This is a genomic window from Psychrobacter sp. CR212, from assembly GCF_059693765.1.
In genome coordinates, this window is the sequence record NZ_JCATIF010000004.1 from 156,185 (window position 1) to 170,718 (window position 14,534).

Consider the following 14,534-nt stretch of genomic DNA (forward strand, 5'->3'; position numbering starts at 1 on the left):
CAACATCCAACCATAAAAGATCGTCATAAAAAAGCACGCTAAAATAGATTTAGCGTGCTTTTTGTTTTGTATGACCAACTGTCTTTCTACATCTGGCGTTTTATCAAATAACCACCCAATAGCGCACTACCGATAATCGGTAATAACACCATCAGCATGGGCGAAAATCCTGTAGCAAGCGATATAAATCCGACCAAGTCCTGAATATAGCTAAAGAGCAAGCCAAACAGCAAAGCCACCACGATGCGCAAGCCCAAACTGTGCGTCCGTAGCGAGCCAAAGACGAATGAGCAAGCAACAATGACCAGTGACAATATTGATAAAGGTGATAATAGCTTTTGCCAAAACGCCACTTCATGATCCAAGGAGCGCTTGCCCTGCTCTTGCATAAACTGACGATGCTCGTATAGTTGCGTCAGAGACAAATCCTCTGCCTTGCGCGTGAGTAGATACACCGACTCTGGAGCGAATGGTAAGCTGAGCGTATCTGATGGTGAAACGGCTTGGCTACTCTCAAAGCCCTGATTAATGCTAAGCTCGACCATATCGTTCAGCTGCCATTCGTAGCGATACTGCTCGCTTGGCTTGTCACTGGTCACATCGATAGGCTCACGCCCCGTATATTTTCCGCCATTAGCATGTACAGCGGTTTGCAGATTACCGTTGTTATCTAAATGCCAACGTTTTACCTCGCCGATATTACCGGCAACATCGGCATAATCGATATATAAAATATCACTGCCATCAGGTGTGGCGCTGCCATCTTGTGCATTTTCAAAGCGTGGCTGCACGGTCCAATAGCCGCGCACCGAAGTGACTAGCGATGTGTTGTCCTCATCGTTTATTTGCTTTGCCAATTGATTGGAATGCGGTAGCACGAACTGATTAATCGCCAATGCCAGTAGCACAAAAATGAAGGCAGGTTGTAACACCCAGCCGACGATACGATAGATGCTGACCCCAGCCGCACGCATGACGACCAGCTCACTTTTATTAGCAAGTAAGCCCAATCCTATGACGGCACCGAGTAGCGCACCCGTTGGGATGAATTGCTCTAAGAAATAGGGTGATCGATAAAAGATATATTTAAGTGCCTGCCCCATCGTATAACGGTCATCTAACGAATCGAGCTCTGATAAGTAAGAAAAGACCAGCTGTAACGCCCATAAACCAACGACGGCCGCGATAATAGCAAGTAAGGCGTTGAGTTTGACATAACGGCTGAGGACTTTTAAATTGGCAGGTTTTTTGGCCAGCTGACCAGCCCCTGCAGACTTAGCAAATAAAGAGCGCATTAAGACTGCCCTCCTTGTGAGCTATTGTGTTGATTGTCCAGACTGCTGATAGGCGTGGCGACGGTTAATCTGTTTTCTTGTTTACGAAAGCGCAGACGATGTTGCACACGGCTACCCCAATTCAAATAAAGCGCTAGTGCCATAAAGCCTAATACCAGCCATGCATATGCCCATACGCTAATACTGCCTTTGCTCACTGCGTTCTTAAGCGAGATGATGCCTAGCGCACAGCTGACAAATAATAAAATCGAGGGAAATAGACGCAGCCAACGCCCTTGACGTGGACGCACTTGCGCAAGCGGAACGGCCAGCATCGGTGCGATAATCATCAGCCATGGTAATGCCAATCGATAGCCAAGCTCGCCTTGAGCAGCACGCAGCGCGTTATTTGTACTGGTTTGTGCATCACCCGTTGCCGCCTGCCATAGAGGTCCAATTGCTTGGGTCTCGATATTGTCTTCAGTGATGACCTCTTGTGAGGATTCGGTGAGGGTGATGCGATAACGGTCAAAGGCGACTTGATTGTATTTCAAGCTGCCTGCACCCACTTCGTAACGACGACCTTGAAACAAATCCAACTGGGTCACACCACTATTGCCCGTATTGACCTGTTCAGCACGCTTGGCGAGCGTGATGGTGTCTTTACTGATGTCTTTTGCATCTCTATTTATAATATCTTTTGGCATATCAGAGATGCCCATTTGATCAGCGGTTTCTTGATCAATCGTATTATTCATATCAGCGCTTTTGCCAGCATTACCCTTTGGCGTCGGTTCAGATTGGATCAATATCACATCTTGCAGTTTTTTCTTATCATCACTCAGGCTACCCACATATAGATGGTAGTTACCGCTGCTAATAAACTCATTCGGACGAATCAGATCAAACGCACTGGTCAATGCTTGCTGCTGCCACACCGCCTCGGATGAGCGTACGCCCCATGGTTTGCCTACAATAGATAGCGCCGCCTCACCAACAAACAACGCTAATATCAATGGTGTCATCAGGCGCGCCAGCCTACCGCGAGACACGCCGCTGGCATTGATGACAGCCATTTCTTGATCGACATATAAACGACCAAACACCAGCATCAACGCGATAAAAAAGGCTAGCGGTAATATCAATTCTAGAAAATACGGCAGGTTGTACCCGATGATCGTAAACAGCAGGCTAATATCCAAACGGCCTTCAGCAGCAATGCCAAAATAACGTATCAAACGACCGCCAAGCATCATTACTACCAAAAACCCCAGCACCAAAGCAGTGGTCGAGGCAACTTGTCGAGTCATATAGCGGCGTAATATCACAATGGGTACTCTTAAACAGTTGGTATGCGCATGATGGATTGGGGGATCTATCGTCATATTTGAGCACAATAACAATGCATCATGGGCATCATGGGCATCATAGGCATCATATACGTTCAAATAATACTGACAATTACTGAGTGACTGATTAGTCCTACTCAACAAACACAAGCGACAAATATAACCGCTAATCCTAGCATGTTTTGCCTAAAAATGGCTGTGAAATGTGTTTGCAAACATTACGTACACCTTACTGATAGCGCATTACTATTGGTAGACGATAAACATATCAAATATCGGATAAATCGTTAATGAAATCTTATATGGAATTGGTTTAACAGGGTTTTCTCCAATACGTTTTTTATTTATTTAGTTTGGAAAGGTTTGTTTATCATTCGTATCATCGAATCTCTATCTCTGTTATTAATTGCTAAACTGACTGACGGATAAAAATATTTTTTTATGTCATCTAATGTAATGGAGAATACCAATGACTAATACCACATCTACGCCCGCAACCCTACTTGAACTTGCTGGTGGTGAGTTCGATACACTTGATTGGACAAATTGCGCTATCGTATTTATCGATTATCAAAACGAATACGTCGATGGCGCGATGCCACTGGGCCAAGCGGGCGCTAAGGCCATCGACAACGCACGACTATTGCTGGATAAAGCCCGCAAGCAAGATGTCCCCATCTTTCACATCACCCATCACGGTGCAGAAAATGGCAATGTCTTTGATCCCTTATCATCTAACGTCGAGATAGTCGAGCAACTACAGCCGCATGATGGTGAAACCGTGATTGTCAAAAACCATCCCAATGCGTTTTATGATACGCAGCTACAATCACTACTCTCGTCTGCAAACAAACAACAAATTATTTTTGCAGGTTTCATGAGCCACATGTGCGTAAGTTCCAGTGTGAGAGCTGCTTTTGATCTGGGTTTTGACAATTTTGTCTGTCACGACGCCTGTGCCACTCGCGATCTCCCAAGTGCTACTAGAAAAACCATCAGTGCTGAGGTCATGCATGACACCGCGATGGCAGCGCTACAAGACAGGTTTAGTGCGTTAGTAACGACTGATGAGTTTGTGAAAGGTTAGCGTGAATCCCTAACCACTGATCAAGTAAAACGGTTCCGACATTTTACCTAAACGGTGCAAACTGCGCACCATCATCGCAATATGCTACACTATCGTGATTGCTCTACAAGCCAAATAATCCAATAATCTAACAGGCACCAGCAATTGCATCATTTTCATAACTCTAATAAGGATAACTATATGAATATCAAATTATCTCAGCACCTGCCAAAGACGCATACGCAAAAAATCCTCAAAAAAGAAGCCAAAAGTAAAGACGACGCTTGTCTGGTGGTCTTGGTCGATGACAAAAAAAACATCCTTGCCAACTCCATGCTGACAGACTATACCGCTCGTATTGAGCAATTGATTGAAGTCTCTCATTTTAAGGGCACAGCCTGTGAGACCGTTGCTGATTATGCATTGGCAGGGGATAAAAAAACCACCAAACAAAACCCTGTACAGCTATTGTTGGTTGGTGTCGGTAACACGGACAAATTCAGCAATACCGTACTGCAAAAAATTGCCAAGACCATCTTTAGCAGCACGCAAAAGCGTGTATCGTCTATTACCGTTGCCTTAGGTGATGCGCTAGAAGAAAGCCATTTTGGTCAATTTGCCCTAAACCTATTGGCAGCCAGCTATCGCTTTGACAAATATAAATCTGAGCAAGCAACGCCTGTATTGACTGACATTTATCTGTTAGCTGATAACTCACTACAGCCTGCACTCGCATTTGCTGAGGCAGTATTCGCCGGTCAAAGCCTCACTCGTGACGTCGCCAATGAGCCGGGCAATATCTGCTTCCCTGCATATATGGCAGAGCAAGCACAAGAACTTGCAAAAACCTATCCTGACCTATTGACTGTCAAGGTACTCGGTGAAGACGAGATGTCAGCGCTGGGTATGAACTGTTTCTTATCAGTGGCGCAAGGCTCTACCAAAGAAGGTCAGCTTGTCATCATGGAGTACCGCGGTAAATCCTCATTTAGTGCAAACGCTGGCACCACCGAGCAAACGATTAGCAATGCAAAAGTGACTGGTCTAAAAAAAGCGCTCACTGATAAACTACCAACCAAAAAATCCGCTAAGAAAGCCGACAAAGCTAGCGACAATAATGCACAAGTTAAAAATGATGATGCGCCTATCGTCCTGGTCGGTAAAGGCGTGACCTTTGATTCAGGCGGTATCTCAATCAAGCCAGGCGCGGCAATGGATGAGATGAAGTTTGACATGGGTGGTTCAGCCTCAGTACTTGGTACTATCAAAGCTTTATGTGAAGCACGTCTACCAATCAACGTGGTCGGTGCGCTCGCCTGTGCTGAGAACATGCCATCAGGTGATGCCACGCGCCCAGGCGATATTGTCAAAGCCATGAATGGTAAATCTGTTGAAATTCTGAACACCGATGCCGAAGGTCGCTTGGTACTGGCTGATACTTTATGCTATGTACAGCGCTATAACCCAAAAGCCATCATCGATGTCGCCACATTGACGGGTGCCTGCGTGGTTGCATTAGGCCATGTGCGTTCGGCAGTCTTTAGTAACGATGAAGATGTATTGTTTGATCTCGAGAATGCGAGCAACTTATCAGGTGATCTTATCTGGCACATGCCACTAGACGACGAGTATCAAGCACTGATTGACTCGCCAATTGCTGATATCCAAAACATCGGTGGTAAAGGTGCGGGCGCAGTGACTGCCGCTTGCTTCTTGTCTCGCTTCATTGAAGAAGGTCAGGCATGGGCGCATTTAGACATTGCTGGTACCGCATGGAACTCAGGCAAAGACAAAGCCGCGACTGGTCGTCCAGTACCGCTATTTATGCAGTACCTAAAAAACAGCGCGGATATGGCTTAATCGAGCAATGACAGCCGATTGATTAAATATTTTATAAAAAACACTTTATGAAAACCATTCTATGAAGATCAGTTTTTATGTATTAAGTGAGAGTAAAGCCCAAGATTTCTTGGGCTTTATTTGTCAGTTGACTCAGACAGCACTGAACAAAAGCACGCAGTCCTTGCTGATTTTGATCGAAGATGAAACGTTGCTAGCAGAGCTAGATAGAGCACTTTGGGCACAAGATGCCACGAGCTTTATCCCGCATCACTGCTTGTCAGATATTGAGTCTACAGGTTCTGACTCTAACGCTCATCATTCTACCGCCCCCGTGCTACTTGGCAATCATATGCCAGCAGACTTTAATGGTATCGTGCTCAATACAACGACACGTCCGGTGACTGGCTTTATGGCTACGACCAATAACGCCAAGCCCTCTCGCGTCCTTGAGCTAATCCGACCTGATGCTACCAGTACCCAAGAAGGTCGCCACAAATATAAAGCCTATCAGCAATTAGGCTATGAGTTGACCCACTTTAGGGTATAGTGCGACCATTTATTTCTCTCTTTACTTTGTCACTAACCCCTTCACTGTCTTACTAAAAAGCACACTCCCTATCTTAGGCATCACTGGGTATGTCGCTATTTCTAATGTCCGACTGACCAAGCATTTGCGCTAATGAATATTCGTCCATACTTGCTCCACATTTGAGCACACTCGTTATATTTTGCCTGTTACCTTTCACTTTAGACGTCGCCTCCACTGCTATGAGTGGTATGCGAATATGCCAAAAAATGCTACCATCCCTCGATAAATTTTTGCTCAAACAATTCATTTACTTTTGACAGATGTCGAGGATGTACAAATGCGTTCATTGATTGCGATGTATCAGCGTATTGGGCTGGTGCCGCTCATTATTATTGGTTTGGTATTAGGGGTGCTGATCGGTTGGCTAGCACCAAGTATCGGTATCGCCATAGGGCTACTTGGTACATTGTTTGTTGGTGCACTAAAAGCCGTGGCGCCTATACTGGTGTTCATTTTGGTCATGGCGGCGATTAGCCAGCATCGCAGTGGCAATGAAGTCTATGTCAAGCCTGTGCTGATCATGTATATGTTTGGCACTTTTTTGGCTGCCTTAACTGCCGTTGGTGCCAGCTTTTTGTTCCCCACTGATCTGGTATTGGTCAACGCCGATATCGCGCAAGTTCCCCCCGCCGACCTAAAAGAAGTATTGACCAACCTATTGATGAATTTGGTTGCCAATCCGGTCAATGCCATTGCAGAAGCCAATTATATCGGTATCTTGGCATGGGCCATCATCATTGGTTTTGCGCTACGCCAAGCCAGCGACACAGCCCGCAATGTCGTTGGTGACTTTGCCGATGCCATCTCGCAAGTGGTCAAGTGGATTATTGCCCTAGCGCCTTTTGGTATTTTGGGTCTGGTTGCCAGTACGGTCGCTGAAACTGGTTTTGCCTCGCTAGCAGGCTATGCCCGTATTTTGATGGTACTGATCAGCTGTATGCTGTTTATCGCTTTGGTCGCAAACCCTATTATCGTGCTTGTTAAGACGGGCAAAAACCCTTATCCACTTGTGTTCAGATGTCTACGCGAATCAGGAATTACAGCCTTCTTTACGCGCAGTTCGGCTGCCAATATTCCTGTGAATATGAACCTAGCGCGTAAGCTTGGATTGCACGAAGATACTTACTCAGTGACCATCCCGCTAGGAGCAACTATCAACATGGCGGGTGCGGCGATTACCATCAACGTGTTAACCCTTGCTGCCGCTCACACCTTGGGCATTGAGGTGTCTTTTGCTTCAGCGCTCCTATTGAGTTTGGTGGCGACGATTAGTGCTTGCGGTGCTTCTGGTGTTGCTGGTGGTTCGTTGCTGCTCATTCCTTTGGCAGCAAGCTTGTTTAGCATCCCGAACGACATCGCCATGCAAGTGGTTGCCATTGGGTTTATCATCGGTGTGATTCAGGATTCGGCAGAGACGGCTCTGAACTCGTCAACTGATGTATTATTTACCGCAGCAGCTGATCCTACTTATTCACGTTAATTTTTAGCAAAGCATTTTCTGTCGATAAAAAAAGGCCTAATAAAGGCCTTTTTTTATGCGGTATTTTTAGGTCTTAACTACTTTATACTGTCGATCTCAACCTCTATGATAGGCGTTTGGCGCTCAGACTGACGTTTGAATTGACGCAGCTGCTCAACCTCATCTAACAGCTCAAGTATCAACCCAATGGCAGGCACGCTGGCATCAAAATCACGGCTGAGTCGTGAGGCACGGCGCACGGTTGTCAGCTGATAGCCAGTGAATTGCTCACGTTCTGGCACATCGTATTCAATAATACTTTCTGCAATCAATTCGATGACCCATTGGCGCTCTTGGCCACAAGCAGAGACAAGCTCATCTAAGCTCATAATGATATCGGTAAATTCAGGCGAGTGTTTCATAGCTATTATCCTCGTTTTCTCTTTATTTCATCCTTGGTGCATTCATCTCTATGGCTAACTATAATGATGAATGTCGACCATCAAGCGCATGGATTAACGGTTGATAGTGGTGTCGGCAAAGGCTTGCTTGAGCTGCTCATAAGCCTGTCTTGCCGCATCGCTACTGACATCAGGGTTAATGATATTTAAGGTCAAGTATAAATCGCCCGCTTGCTTGGCAGGGATACCTTTGCCCTTTAGACGCAGATTGCTACCAGACTTACTGTTTTTGGGTATGGTCACACCAAGCGTGCCAGCTGGCGTGCTGACATTAATTTTTTCACCCAATGCGGCTTCCCATGGTGCGATATTGACAGTCTGGTAAACGTCTGCACCTTCTATACGGATATTGTCATCATGGCGGATTTTTACTTTTAAGAACAAATCGCCATTTTTGCCATTACTACTGCCAGCAGCACCTTGCCCGCTCAAGCGAATTTGCTTGCCATCGGTAATGCCTTTTGGAATTTTAATTTTGAGCGTTTTGTTGTCGTAGCTCACCTCGCCATTAGGCTGACGCACAGGAACGTTTAACTTGATGCTGTAATCGTCCCCTTGATAGACTGAAGACAGATCGACTGTAATCTCGGCATGCTGGTCCTGACCTTTACTATCTTGCGTCCCAAAACCGCCACCGAAAGGGTCAAACCCTTGGCTTTGAGAGCGACCACCGGCCTGACCACTGGCTGAACCACGCGCCCCGCGACCAAACGCTGAAAAAATATCATCGAAACGAAAGCCGCCATCGCCAAATGCTTCGCCATCGCCGAACTGGCCTTTGATATCCTCCCAGCGAAAACCGCCTTGCGACGCTCCCGCCTGACCGCCAAAACCACCAAACCCGCCTGCACCACCTTGTCCAGCGAACGGGTTGTCCAACATCGCATCGTATTCGGCACGCTTATCTTTATCTCTAATGGTTTCATAAGCGTTATTAATCTCAGCAATCTTACTATCCGCGTCTGGATCATCACTGACATCAGGATGGAATTGACGCACAAGCTTACGGTATTTTTTTTTGATCTCGGCGTCTGTGGCGTCTTTTTTGACCCCTAAAATGTCATAGTAATTTTTTTCTGCCATGTTATTTTCCTCAACATAAAAACATATCAGTCATACCGAAATGCCAACTGTAGAATGGATCATATCGATCAATATTAGTGTTCGGTATAGTCATTTTTTATAGTCCATACTTTATGATAGCAATAATCAAAATAAACACCGTTATAAAAATATTACCAGTAATTTTACCAATTCATTGCAGCATCTCTGTCATCACTGATGACCAATACTCACCACAAAAAAAAGAGCAAACAGTGACTGTTTGCTCTTTTTTTAACGGCTCTAAGATACAACGCTCCACATCGATCAATTAATGGTCAAAATAAATGATGTGAGGTATTGATAGCGTCTCTTATCGACAGAAAACTTTAGCCGTACGAGGAGTATAAATGCCAAAAGTGACCAAACCTAGTGCGATGTCTTTGGCTTCTTGTACTGTTTGAACTTTGGCAACATTTTGTGCGCTGCCGCATACTTCAGCAGCGTTTACAGTCTGTTCTTGCCCAATACCGCCAATAAAGAAGGTCTGTGACTTAGTATATTCTGGAGTGGTATTTTGAGTTGGTTGAATAAGACCTGTTTGGGTTGCACAACCTGATACCAATAATACTGAACCCATCACTGCCATTGTTAGTAGTTTTTTCATATTCATTATTCCTTACTTGCAGTAAACACGGACTTGGCGTGGGGTATAGATACCTGAGGATATAAAACCTAGCGCAATATTGATAAAGTTGCTTTGCGTTTGGATACTAGCCACATTCTCTTTGCCTTGGCAAACTTCGGCCGCATCAATGTCTTGCTCTTGACCCAAACCGCTGACAAAGAAAGTCTGCATTTTATCAGCATCAGCCTTCGTAGCGGCTGTCGGTGCAGTCGATGAAGACACAAGATAGTTTTGCGTCGCACATCCTGATGTCAAAACAGCGAGCAATGCCACAGCAACAACTTTTTTCATACGTGACTCCATTAGTTAATATTTGTTGGGTCGAAAATTCTAAACTTAAAGTCTCTTTTATGCAACTGTTTTGTAAGAAAACTTATAGAAATATATCTCTATAGTAAATATTGTTCTAGATGACTCCCTAGAATGCTTTATATCACTGACTTTTATTGATGTAATGAAAATTGAAAAATATAAGATAAAGACAAAAATAAAGCCGCCTAATGATTACTAAAAGTGATTAGACCGTATTTTTTACTCAATGATTGTTGTTTATATTTACTGAAATATTCCAACCTCTGTTTTTTAACAGCCATGCACCTCCATGTTTTTCTCGATGACTCGCCATACGATATGACCAATTTTCTCAAACAGCCTAAAGCAATCAACAATTTTGGTTTTTACAGTCTAGTAATAAAATAGAAAGCTTTTATTACAATAAAACAGACTGTTTTCGGTAGGCTTTTTGCGGTCAAAACTTACTATATCGATAGTATTCGTATTTATATATCACTTATTTGCATTTTGTTATCCGTTTTCTGCTCTCTTGTTGACTTCTTAATAAGAATTATTCTCTATAAGCCTATGCTCGGTACTCATCCTTCCATTATTTTTAGTCAAAAATGATATTTTTCCCTTAAAAAACAAGTATTTGACCTCGTGAGTTTTTTACACGGCTGTAATAGTTTGACAATCTATATCTTGTAAAATCCCCTCCTTATTCATACTCATAGGGGTATGACAACATAGGCAAGCATCGCTGTCTATTTCATAAATTGCTTATAGGTCATGAATGTCATATTTAATTAAGTCTTTGGTTGTCACGTTATCACTATTACTGAGTACCACAGTTTTTGCGGCCAATACCAGTTATTACGGCAGCAAGTTTCATGGTAAACGCACTGCAAGTGGTAGTATCTTTAACATGAACTCACTAACCGCTGCCCATCGCACGTTACCGTTTGGCACAAAAGTTCAAGTGACCAACCAAAAAACAAAAAAAAGTGTCGTGGTCAAAATCACAGACCGAGGCCCCTATATTCGAGGCCGTATTCTTGATTTATCGAAAGCTGCTGCTAGTCAAATCGATTGCCAGCTCTGTACGACCACAATGAAAGTATTGTCTTACGGTGATGGTAAATACCGTAAAGAATAATGTTGCAAAAAACGATGTAAAAAAAGGGAGGGCTGATGCCCTCCCTTTTTTATGTTTGATTACTTACGACGAAAATCGCTTAACAGCCAAATCTCATATAACTTGCTACTAAAACTCCGCTTCCATTTCTTCTAACGTCGTCATCGATAGCAATAAATTTTCTTCCTCATCGCTATGCTCCTGCTTTAGCGCGGTTTGCTCATTGAGTAAGACCAGTAAGTCCGCCTTACGGCTTTCTTCGTACAACTTGGTATCAGCTAGCTTTTCCTCAAGCGTTGCAAGCTGCCCTTCAATCTTGGCAAGTGCTTTTTCAGTCTCTTCAATCTCTCGGCGGATAGGTGCAGTGCGCTTACGCTGTTCAGCGGCTAATTTGCGTTGTTCTTCTTTACTAAGCGCTGGGGTCGCAGTGTTACTTTTTGATGAATTATCAGGTGCTGTATTGCTCACTTGATTGGTCACTTGGCTATTGCCTGTTTCACGTGAAACGAATTTTTTGCTCTCTTTTTTACTTTTCTTCTTGCTGGTACTTTTGTCTGATGCGTTTTCTTGCTTACGCTTTTCTGCCAGCCATTTGCCGTAGTCACTGATGTCACCATCAAACTCATCGATTTGACCATCATGAACCAGATACAGCTCATCACAGACATTGGCAATTAGCTCACGATCATGCGACACCAATACCACCGCGCCCTGAAACCCTTGCAAGGCAATGGTCAATGCTTGGCGCATTTGTAAGTCCAAATGGTTGGTTGGCTCATCGAGGACAAGGACATTTGGACGTTGCCAGACGATCAACGCTAAGGTCAAGCGCGCACGCTCACCACCAGAAAACAGCTCACTAGGGGTGTCAATACGATCTCCGCGAAAATCAAAGCTGCCCAAAAATGAGCGTAACACGGCATCAGAGGTCTTGCCTGCTAGGCGGCGAAGCATTTCTATCGGCGTGGCTTTGGCATCCAAGATATCCATTTGATGCTGGTTAAAGTAGCCAAGCTTAAGGGTATCGGACACGCGGTAAGTACCTGACAAAATTTTCAGCTCGCCGACCAATGCCTTAATAAGTGTGGATTTACCTGCGCCATTCATGCCCAATAGGCCAATACGCGTATCCGGCGTCACTTGCACATTGGCATCACGCAGTAGCGGCGTCTCGCTATAGCCAATATCTGCATGGGTCAGCTCAATCAGCGGTGAGCTCATGTTTGCCGGTTCATAAAAGCGAAAAGAGAATGGGTTGTCAGCCATCATTGGTGAGAGCTCCGACATGCGCTCTAACTGCTTGATACGGCTTTGGGCTTGCTTGGCTTTACTGGCTTTGGCACGGAAACGACGAATGAAATCATCCAGATGTGCCTTGGTCGCTTCTTGCTTCTCAAACGCTTGCTGCTGCTGCGTCATGCGCTCGTGACGGGTGCGAATGAACTGTTGATAATTACCCGTATAAAGGGTTATTTTTTGTTGTTCGACGTGCAAGATATGACCGACGGTAGCATCCAAAAACGCTTGGTCATGCGAGATGACGATGACCAGTCCAGTATAAGCATTGATCCAAGTCTCAAGCCAGAGAATGGCGTCTAAGTCTAAATGGTTGGTCGGCTCATCGAGTAGCATCAGATCAGCGCGGCTCATCAAGGTTTTGGCAAGATTCAAACGCATGCGCCAGCCACCTGAAAACCCTGAGACAGGCAGCTCGTGCTGACTGGTGTTAAACCCAAGGCCTGCCATGATTTGTGCCGCTTTGGTCGGCGTACGGTAGCCATCGATTTCATCGAACTGCTGATGCAACACCCCAATTTGCTCATCACTGACGCTACTTAAGTCATTGAGCGCTGCATTGATCTCATACCATTGCTCATCACCGCTCAACACGTAATCAATTGCCGTCTGATCACTGGCTCCAACTTCCTGCGCCATATGCGCGACATGCCAGCTATCAGGAATACTGACCTCACCTTTATCGAGCGTGACCTCGGTATCGCCCTTGCCCATTTGCGTCAACAATAAGGCAAATAAAGTCGATTTGCCGGTGCCGTTGTTGCCTGTTAAGCCAACTTTATGACCTGGATGTAGCTGAAAGCTTGCACCTGCAAACAATTCACGACCATCACGGCGAACACCAACGTCTTTAAATTCGATCATATAATTTCTTCATCTCAGCAATAATATAAATATAGGGCAATAAGAAACACACATAGGGTATGCCAACTGGCGGCTATTATTTCAAACGCTTGCCACATAGGCAAACAATTAAATAACTATTTCAAAACGAAGTGTTTTAAAATTAAGTATTTATGCCAATGACCCTAGATTATATAATCCTTGTCAGCCTATCGATACGAATGACTATCATAAGACCTTTGGCAGCCATATACTCTCGCACAAATAATGAGTATAGCCTTGATAGCTATAAAAGTTTTGATTCATCAGTTCTGGTGAGGACGATGACTCTTGACAAGCGAATGAATACCCCCATTATGATATACTGCTAAAGATAAGTGCTCATCATCAATAAAGTGTTGTGATAGCACAAACACCGTATTGATATTGCACAAACAGCTTATAATGCATCAATAGCTTTGCCATAACGACAGCACCCAATTAAATCAAACGCCGTGCGTATCTTTATTTGCAATCATTTTGTTGCAAACCCAAACAGGACGACGACCGCATTTGATCCTAGCAACTGAGGTAGATATGAACGAATCAGCCAACCAATTTAATCCAAGCTCAAATCAGCCAGTAGATCCTACGGTATTAAGCCTAACCGACAGTGCGGCACAAAAAGTACGCCGTCTGCGCGAAGAAGAAGGTGATAGCGAACTGATGCTACGCGTCTATGTGACGGGCGGCGGCTGTTCAGGTTTTTCTTATGGCTTTAACTTTGCCAACGACTTAAATGAAGACGATGCCAATTTTGATAATGGTGATGTAACCTTGGTTGTTGACTCGCTAAGCTATCAATATTTGCAAGGCTCTACCGTTGACTACACTGAAGGGTTAGAAGGCGCCCGTTTTGTCGTGACCAACCCCAATGCCACCACCACTTGCGGCTGTGGCTCGTCATTTTCTATTTAAAATGACGACAACGCCATGACTGTATGGATGATGCCATGGTGCGTTGGCACTGTGTTTGATGGCTTATAGCATGACTGTCAAAGCATCTATCTCTTGGGTAGATGCTTTTTTTGGCCAACGAATTTGACTTAAAATATTAAGTCAAATCTAGATTATTCGGCTCGCCCAAAGCTTATCGTATTTGTAATTGTTCGTGGTTTTAACCACGGCTTTGAGCTAAACTGACGGGATTATTGACCGAACATTTAACCCTTTTAT

The 14,534-nt window shown here is 44.5% G+C and carries 13 protein-coding genes; 6 read left to right on the plus strand and 7 right to left on the minus strand.

The window, feature by feature from the left end; all coding sequences use genetic code 11:
- Positions 1-86: 86 nt before the first annotated feature.
- The gene (gene lptG / locus AC58CZ_RS09350; RefSeq protein ID WP_494224220.1) at positions 87-1,295 is read right to left on the minus strand and encodes an LPS export ABC transporter permease LptG; all 1,209 of its coding nucleotides are present in this window, start codon (positions 1,293-1,295) and stop codon (positions 87-89) included.
- Positions 1,295-2,584: an LptF/LptG family permease gene (locus AC58CZ_RS09355; RefSeq protein ID WP_494224319.1), complete on the minus strand. Its 1,290-nt coding sequence runs from the start codon at positions 2,582-2,584 to the stop codon at positions 1,295-1,297. Before AC58CZ_RS09355 ends, lptG begins: the two co-directional genes overlap by 1 nt.
- 508 nt (positions 2,585-3,092) lie before the next feature.
- Here AC58CZ_RS09355 and AC58CZ_RS09360 point away from each other — a divergent pair.
- From AC58CZ_RS09360 to sstT, 4 genes are all read left to right on the plus strand, one after another.
- Positions 3,093-3,710, plus strand: coding sequence for an isochorismatase family protein (locus AC58CZ_RS09360; protein WP_494224219.1), 618 nt, complete (start codon positions 3,093-3,095; stop codon positions 3,708-3,710).
- 180 nt (positions 3,711-3,890) lie between these two features.
- Positions 3,891-5,549, plus strand: coding sequence for a leucyl aminopeptidase (locus tag AC58CZ_RS09365; protein WP_494224218.1), 1,659 nt, complete (start codon positions 3,891-3,893; stop codon positions 5,547-5,549).
- A gap of 61 nt (positions 5,550-5,610) precedes the next feature.
- Positions 5,611-6,078 carry a DNA polymerase III subunit chi gene (locus AC58CZ_RS09370; RefSeq protein WP_494224217.1) on the plus strand — a complete coding sequence of 156 codons (468 nt, stop codon included), beginning with the start codon at positions 5,611-5,613 and terminating at the stop codon, positions 6,076-6,078.
- Between the two features lie 319 nt (positions 6,079-6,397).
- A complete protein-coding gene (gene sstT, locus AC58CZ_RS09375) occupies positions 6,398-7,600 on the plus strand; it encodes a serine/threonine transporter SstT (protein WP_075105878.1) in 1,203 nt (400 codons plus the stop codon).
- A 77-nt stretch (positions 7,601-7,677) separates the two neighbouring features.
- On the opposite strand, the gene AC58CZ_RS09380 is transcribed toward sstT, so the two are convergent.
- The 4 genes from AC58CZ_RS09380 to AC58CZ_RS09395 all read right to left on the minus strand — a co-directional run bounded on the left by AC58CZ_RS09380 (position 7,678) and on the right by AC58CZ_RS09395 (position 10,060).
- On the minus strand, positions 7,678-8,001 hold the full coding sequence (locus tag AC58CZ_RS09380) for a chaperone modulator CbpM (protein ID WP_494224216.1): 324 nt from the start codon (positions 7,999-8,001) through the stop codon (positions 7,678-7,680).
- A 93-nt stretch (positions 8,002-8,094) separates the two neighbouring features.
- The gene (locus AC58CZ_RS09385; RefSeq protein ID WP_494224215.1) at positions 8,095-9,123 is read right to left on the minus strand and encodes a DnaJ C-terminal domain-containing protein; all 1,029 of its coding nucleotides are present in this window, start codon (positions 9,121-9,123) and stop codon (positions 8,095-8,097) included.
- A gap of 331 nt (positions 9,124-9,454) precedes the next feature.
- Complete coding sequence (locus AC58CZ_RS09390) at positions 9,455-9,748, minus strand: Bor/Iss family lipoprotein (protein WP_494224214.1); 294 nt, start codon at positions 9,746-9,748, stop codon at positions 9,455-9,457.
- Positions 9,749-9,760: 12 nt separating this feature from the next.
- Positions 9,761-10,060 (minus strand): Bor family protein, encoded by a 300-nt coding sequence (locus tag AC58CZ_RS09395; RefSeq protein ID WP_058024719.1) that lies wholly within the window; start codon positions 10,058-10,060, stop codon positions 9,761-9,763.
- 778 nt (positions 10,061-10,838) lie between these two features.
- On the opposite strand from AC58CZ_RS09395, the gene AC58CZ_RS09400 reads away from it, so the two are divergent.
- Entirely contained in the window at positions 10,839-11,201 is a 363-nt protein-coding gene (locus tag AC58CZ_RS09400; protein WP_058024720.1) for a septal ring lytic transglycosylase RlpA family protein, read from the plus strand.
- Positions 11,202-11,309: 108 nt separating this feature from the next.
- On the opposite strand, the gene AC58CZ_RS09405 is transcribed toward AC58CZ_RS09400, so the two are convergent.
- Positions 11,310-13,340, minus strand: coding sequence for an ATP-binding cassette domain-containing protein (locus AC58CZ_RS09405; protein WP_494224213.1), 2,031 nt, complete (start codon positions 13,338-13,340; stop codon positions 11,310-11,312).
- A gap of 555 nt (positions 13,341-13,895) precedes the next feature.
- On the opposite strand from AC58CZ_RS09405, the gene erpA reads away from it, so the two are divergent.
- Positions 13,896-14,276 (plus strand): iron-sulfur cluster insertion protein ErpA, encoded by a 381-nt coding sequence (gene erpA / locus AC58CZ_RS09410; protein WP_058024722.1) that lies wholly within the window; start codon positions 13,896-13,898, stop codon positions 14,274-14,276.
- The last annotated feature ends 258 nt before the right edge of the window (positions 14,277-14,534 follow it).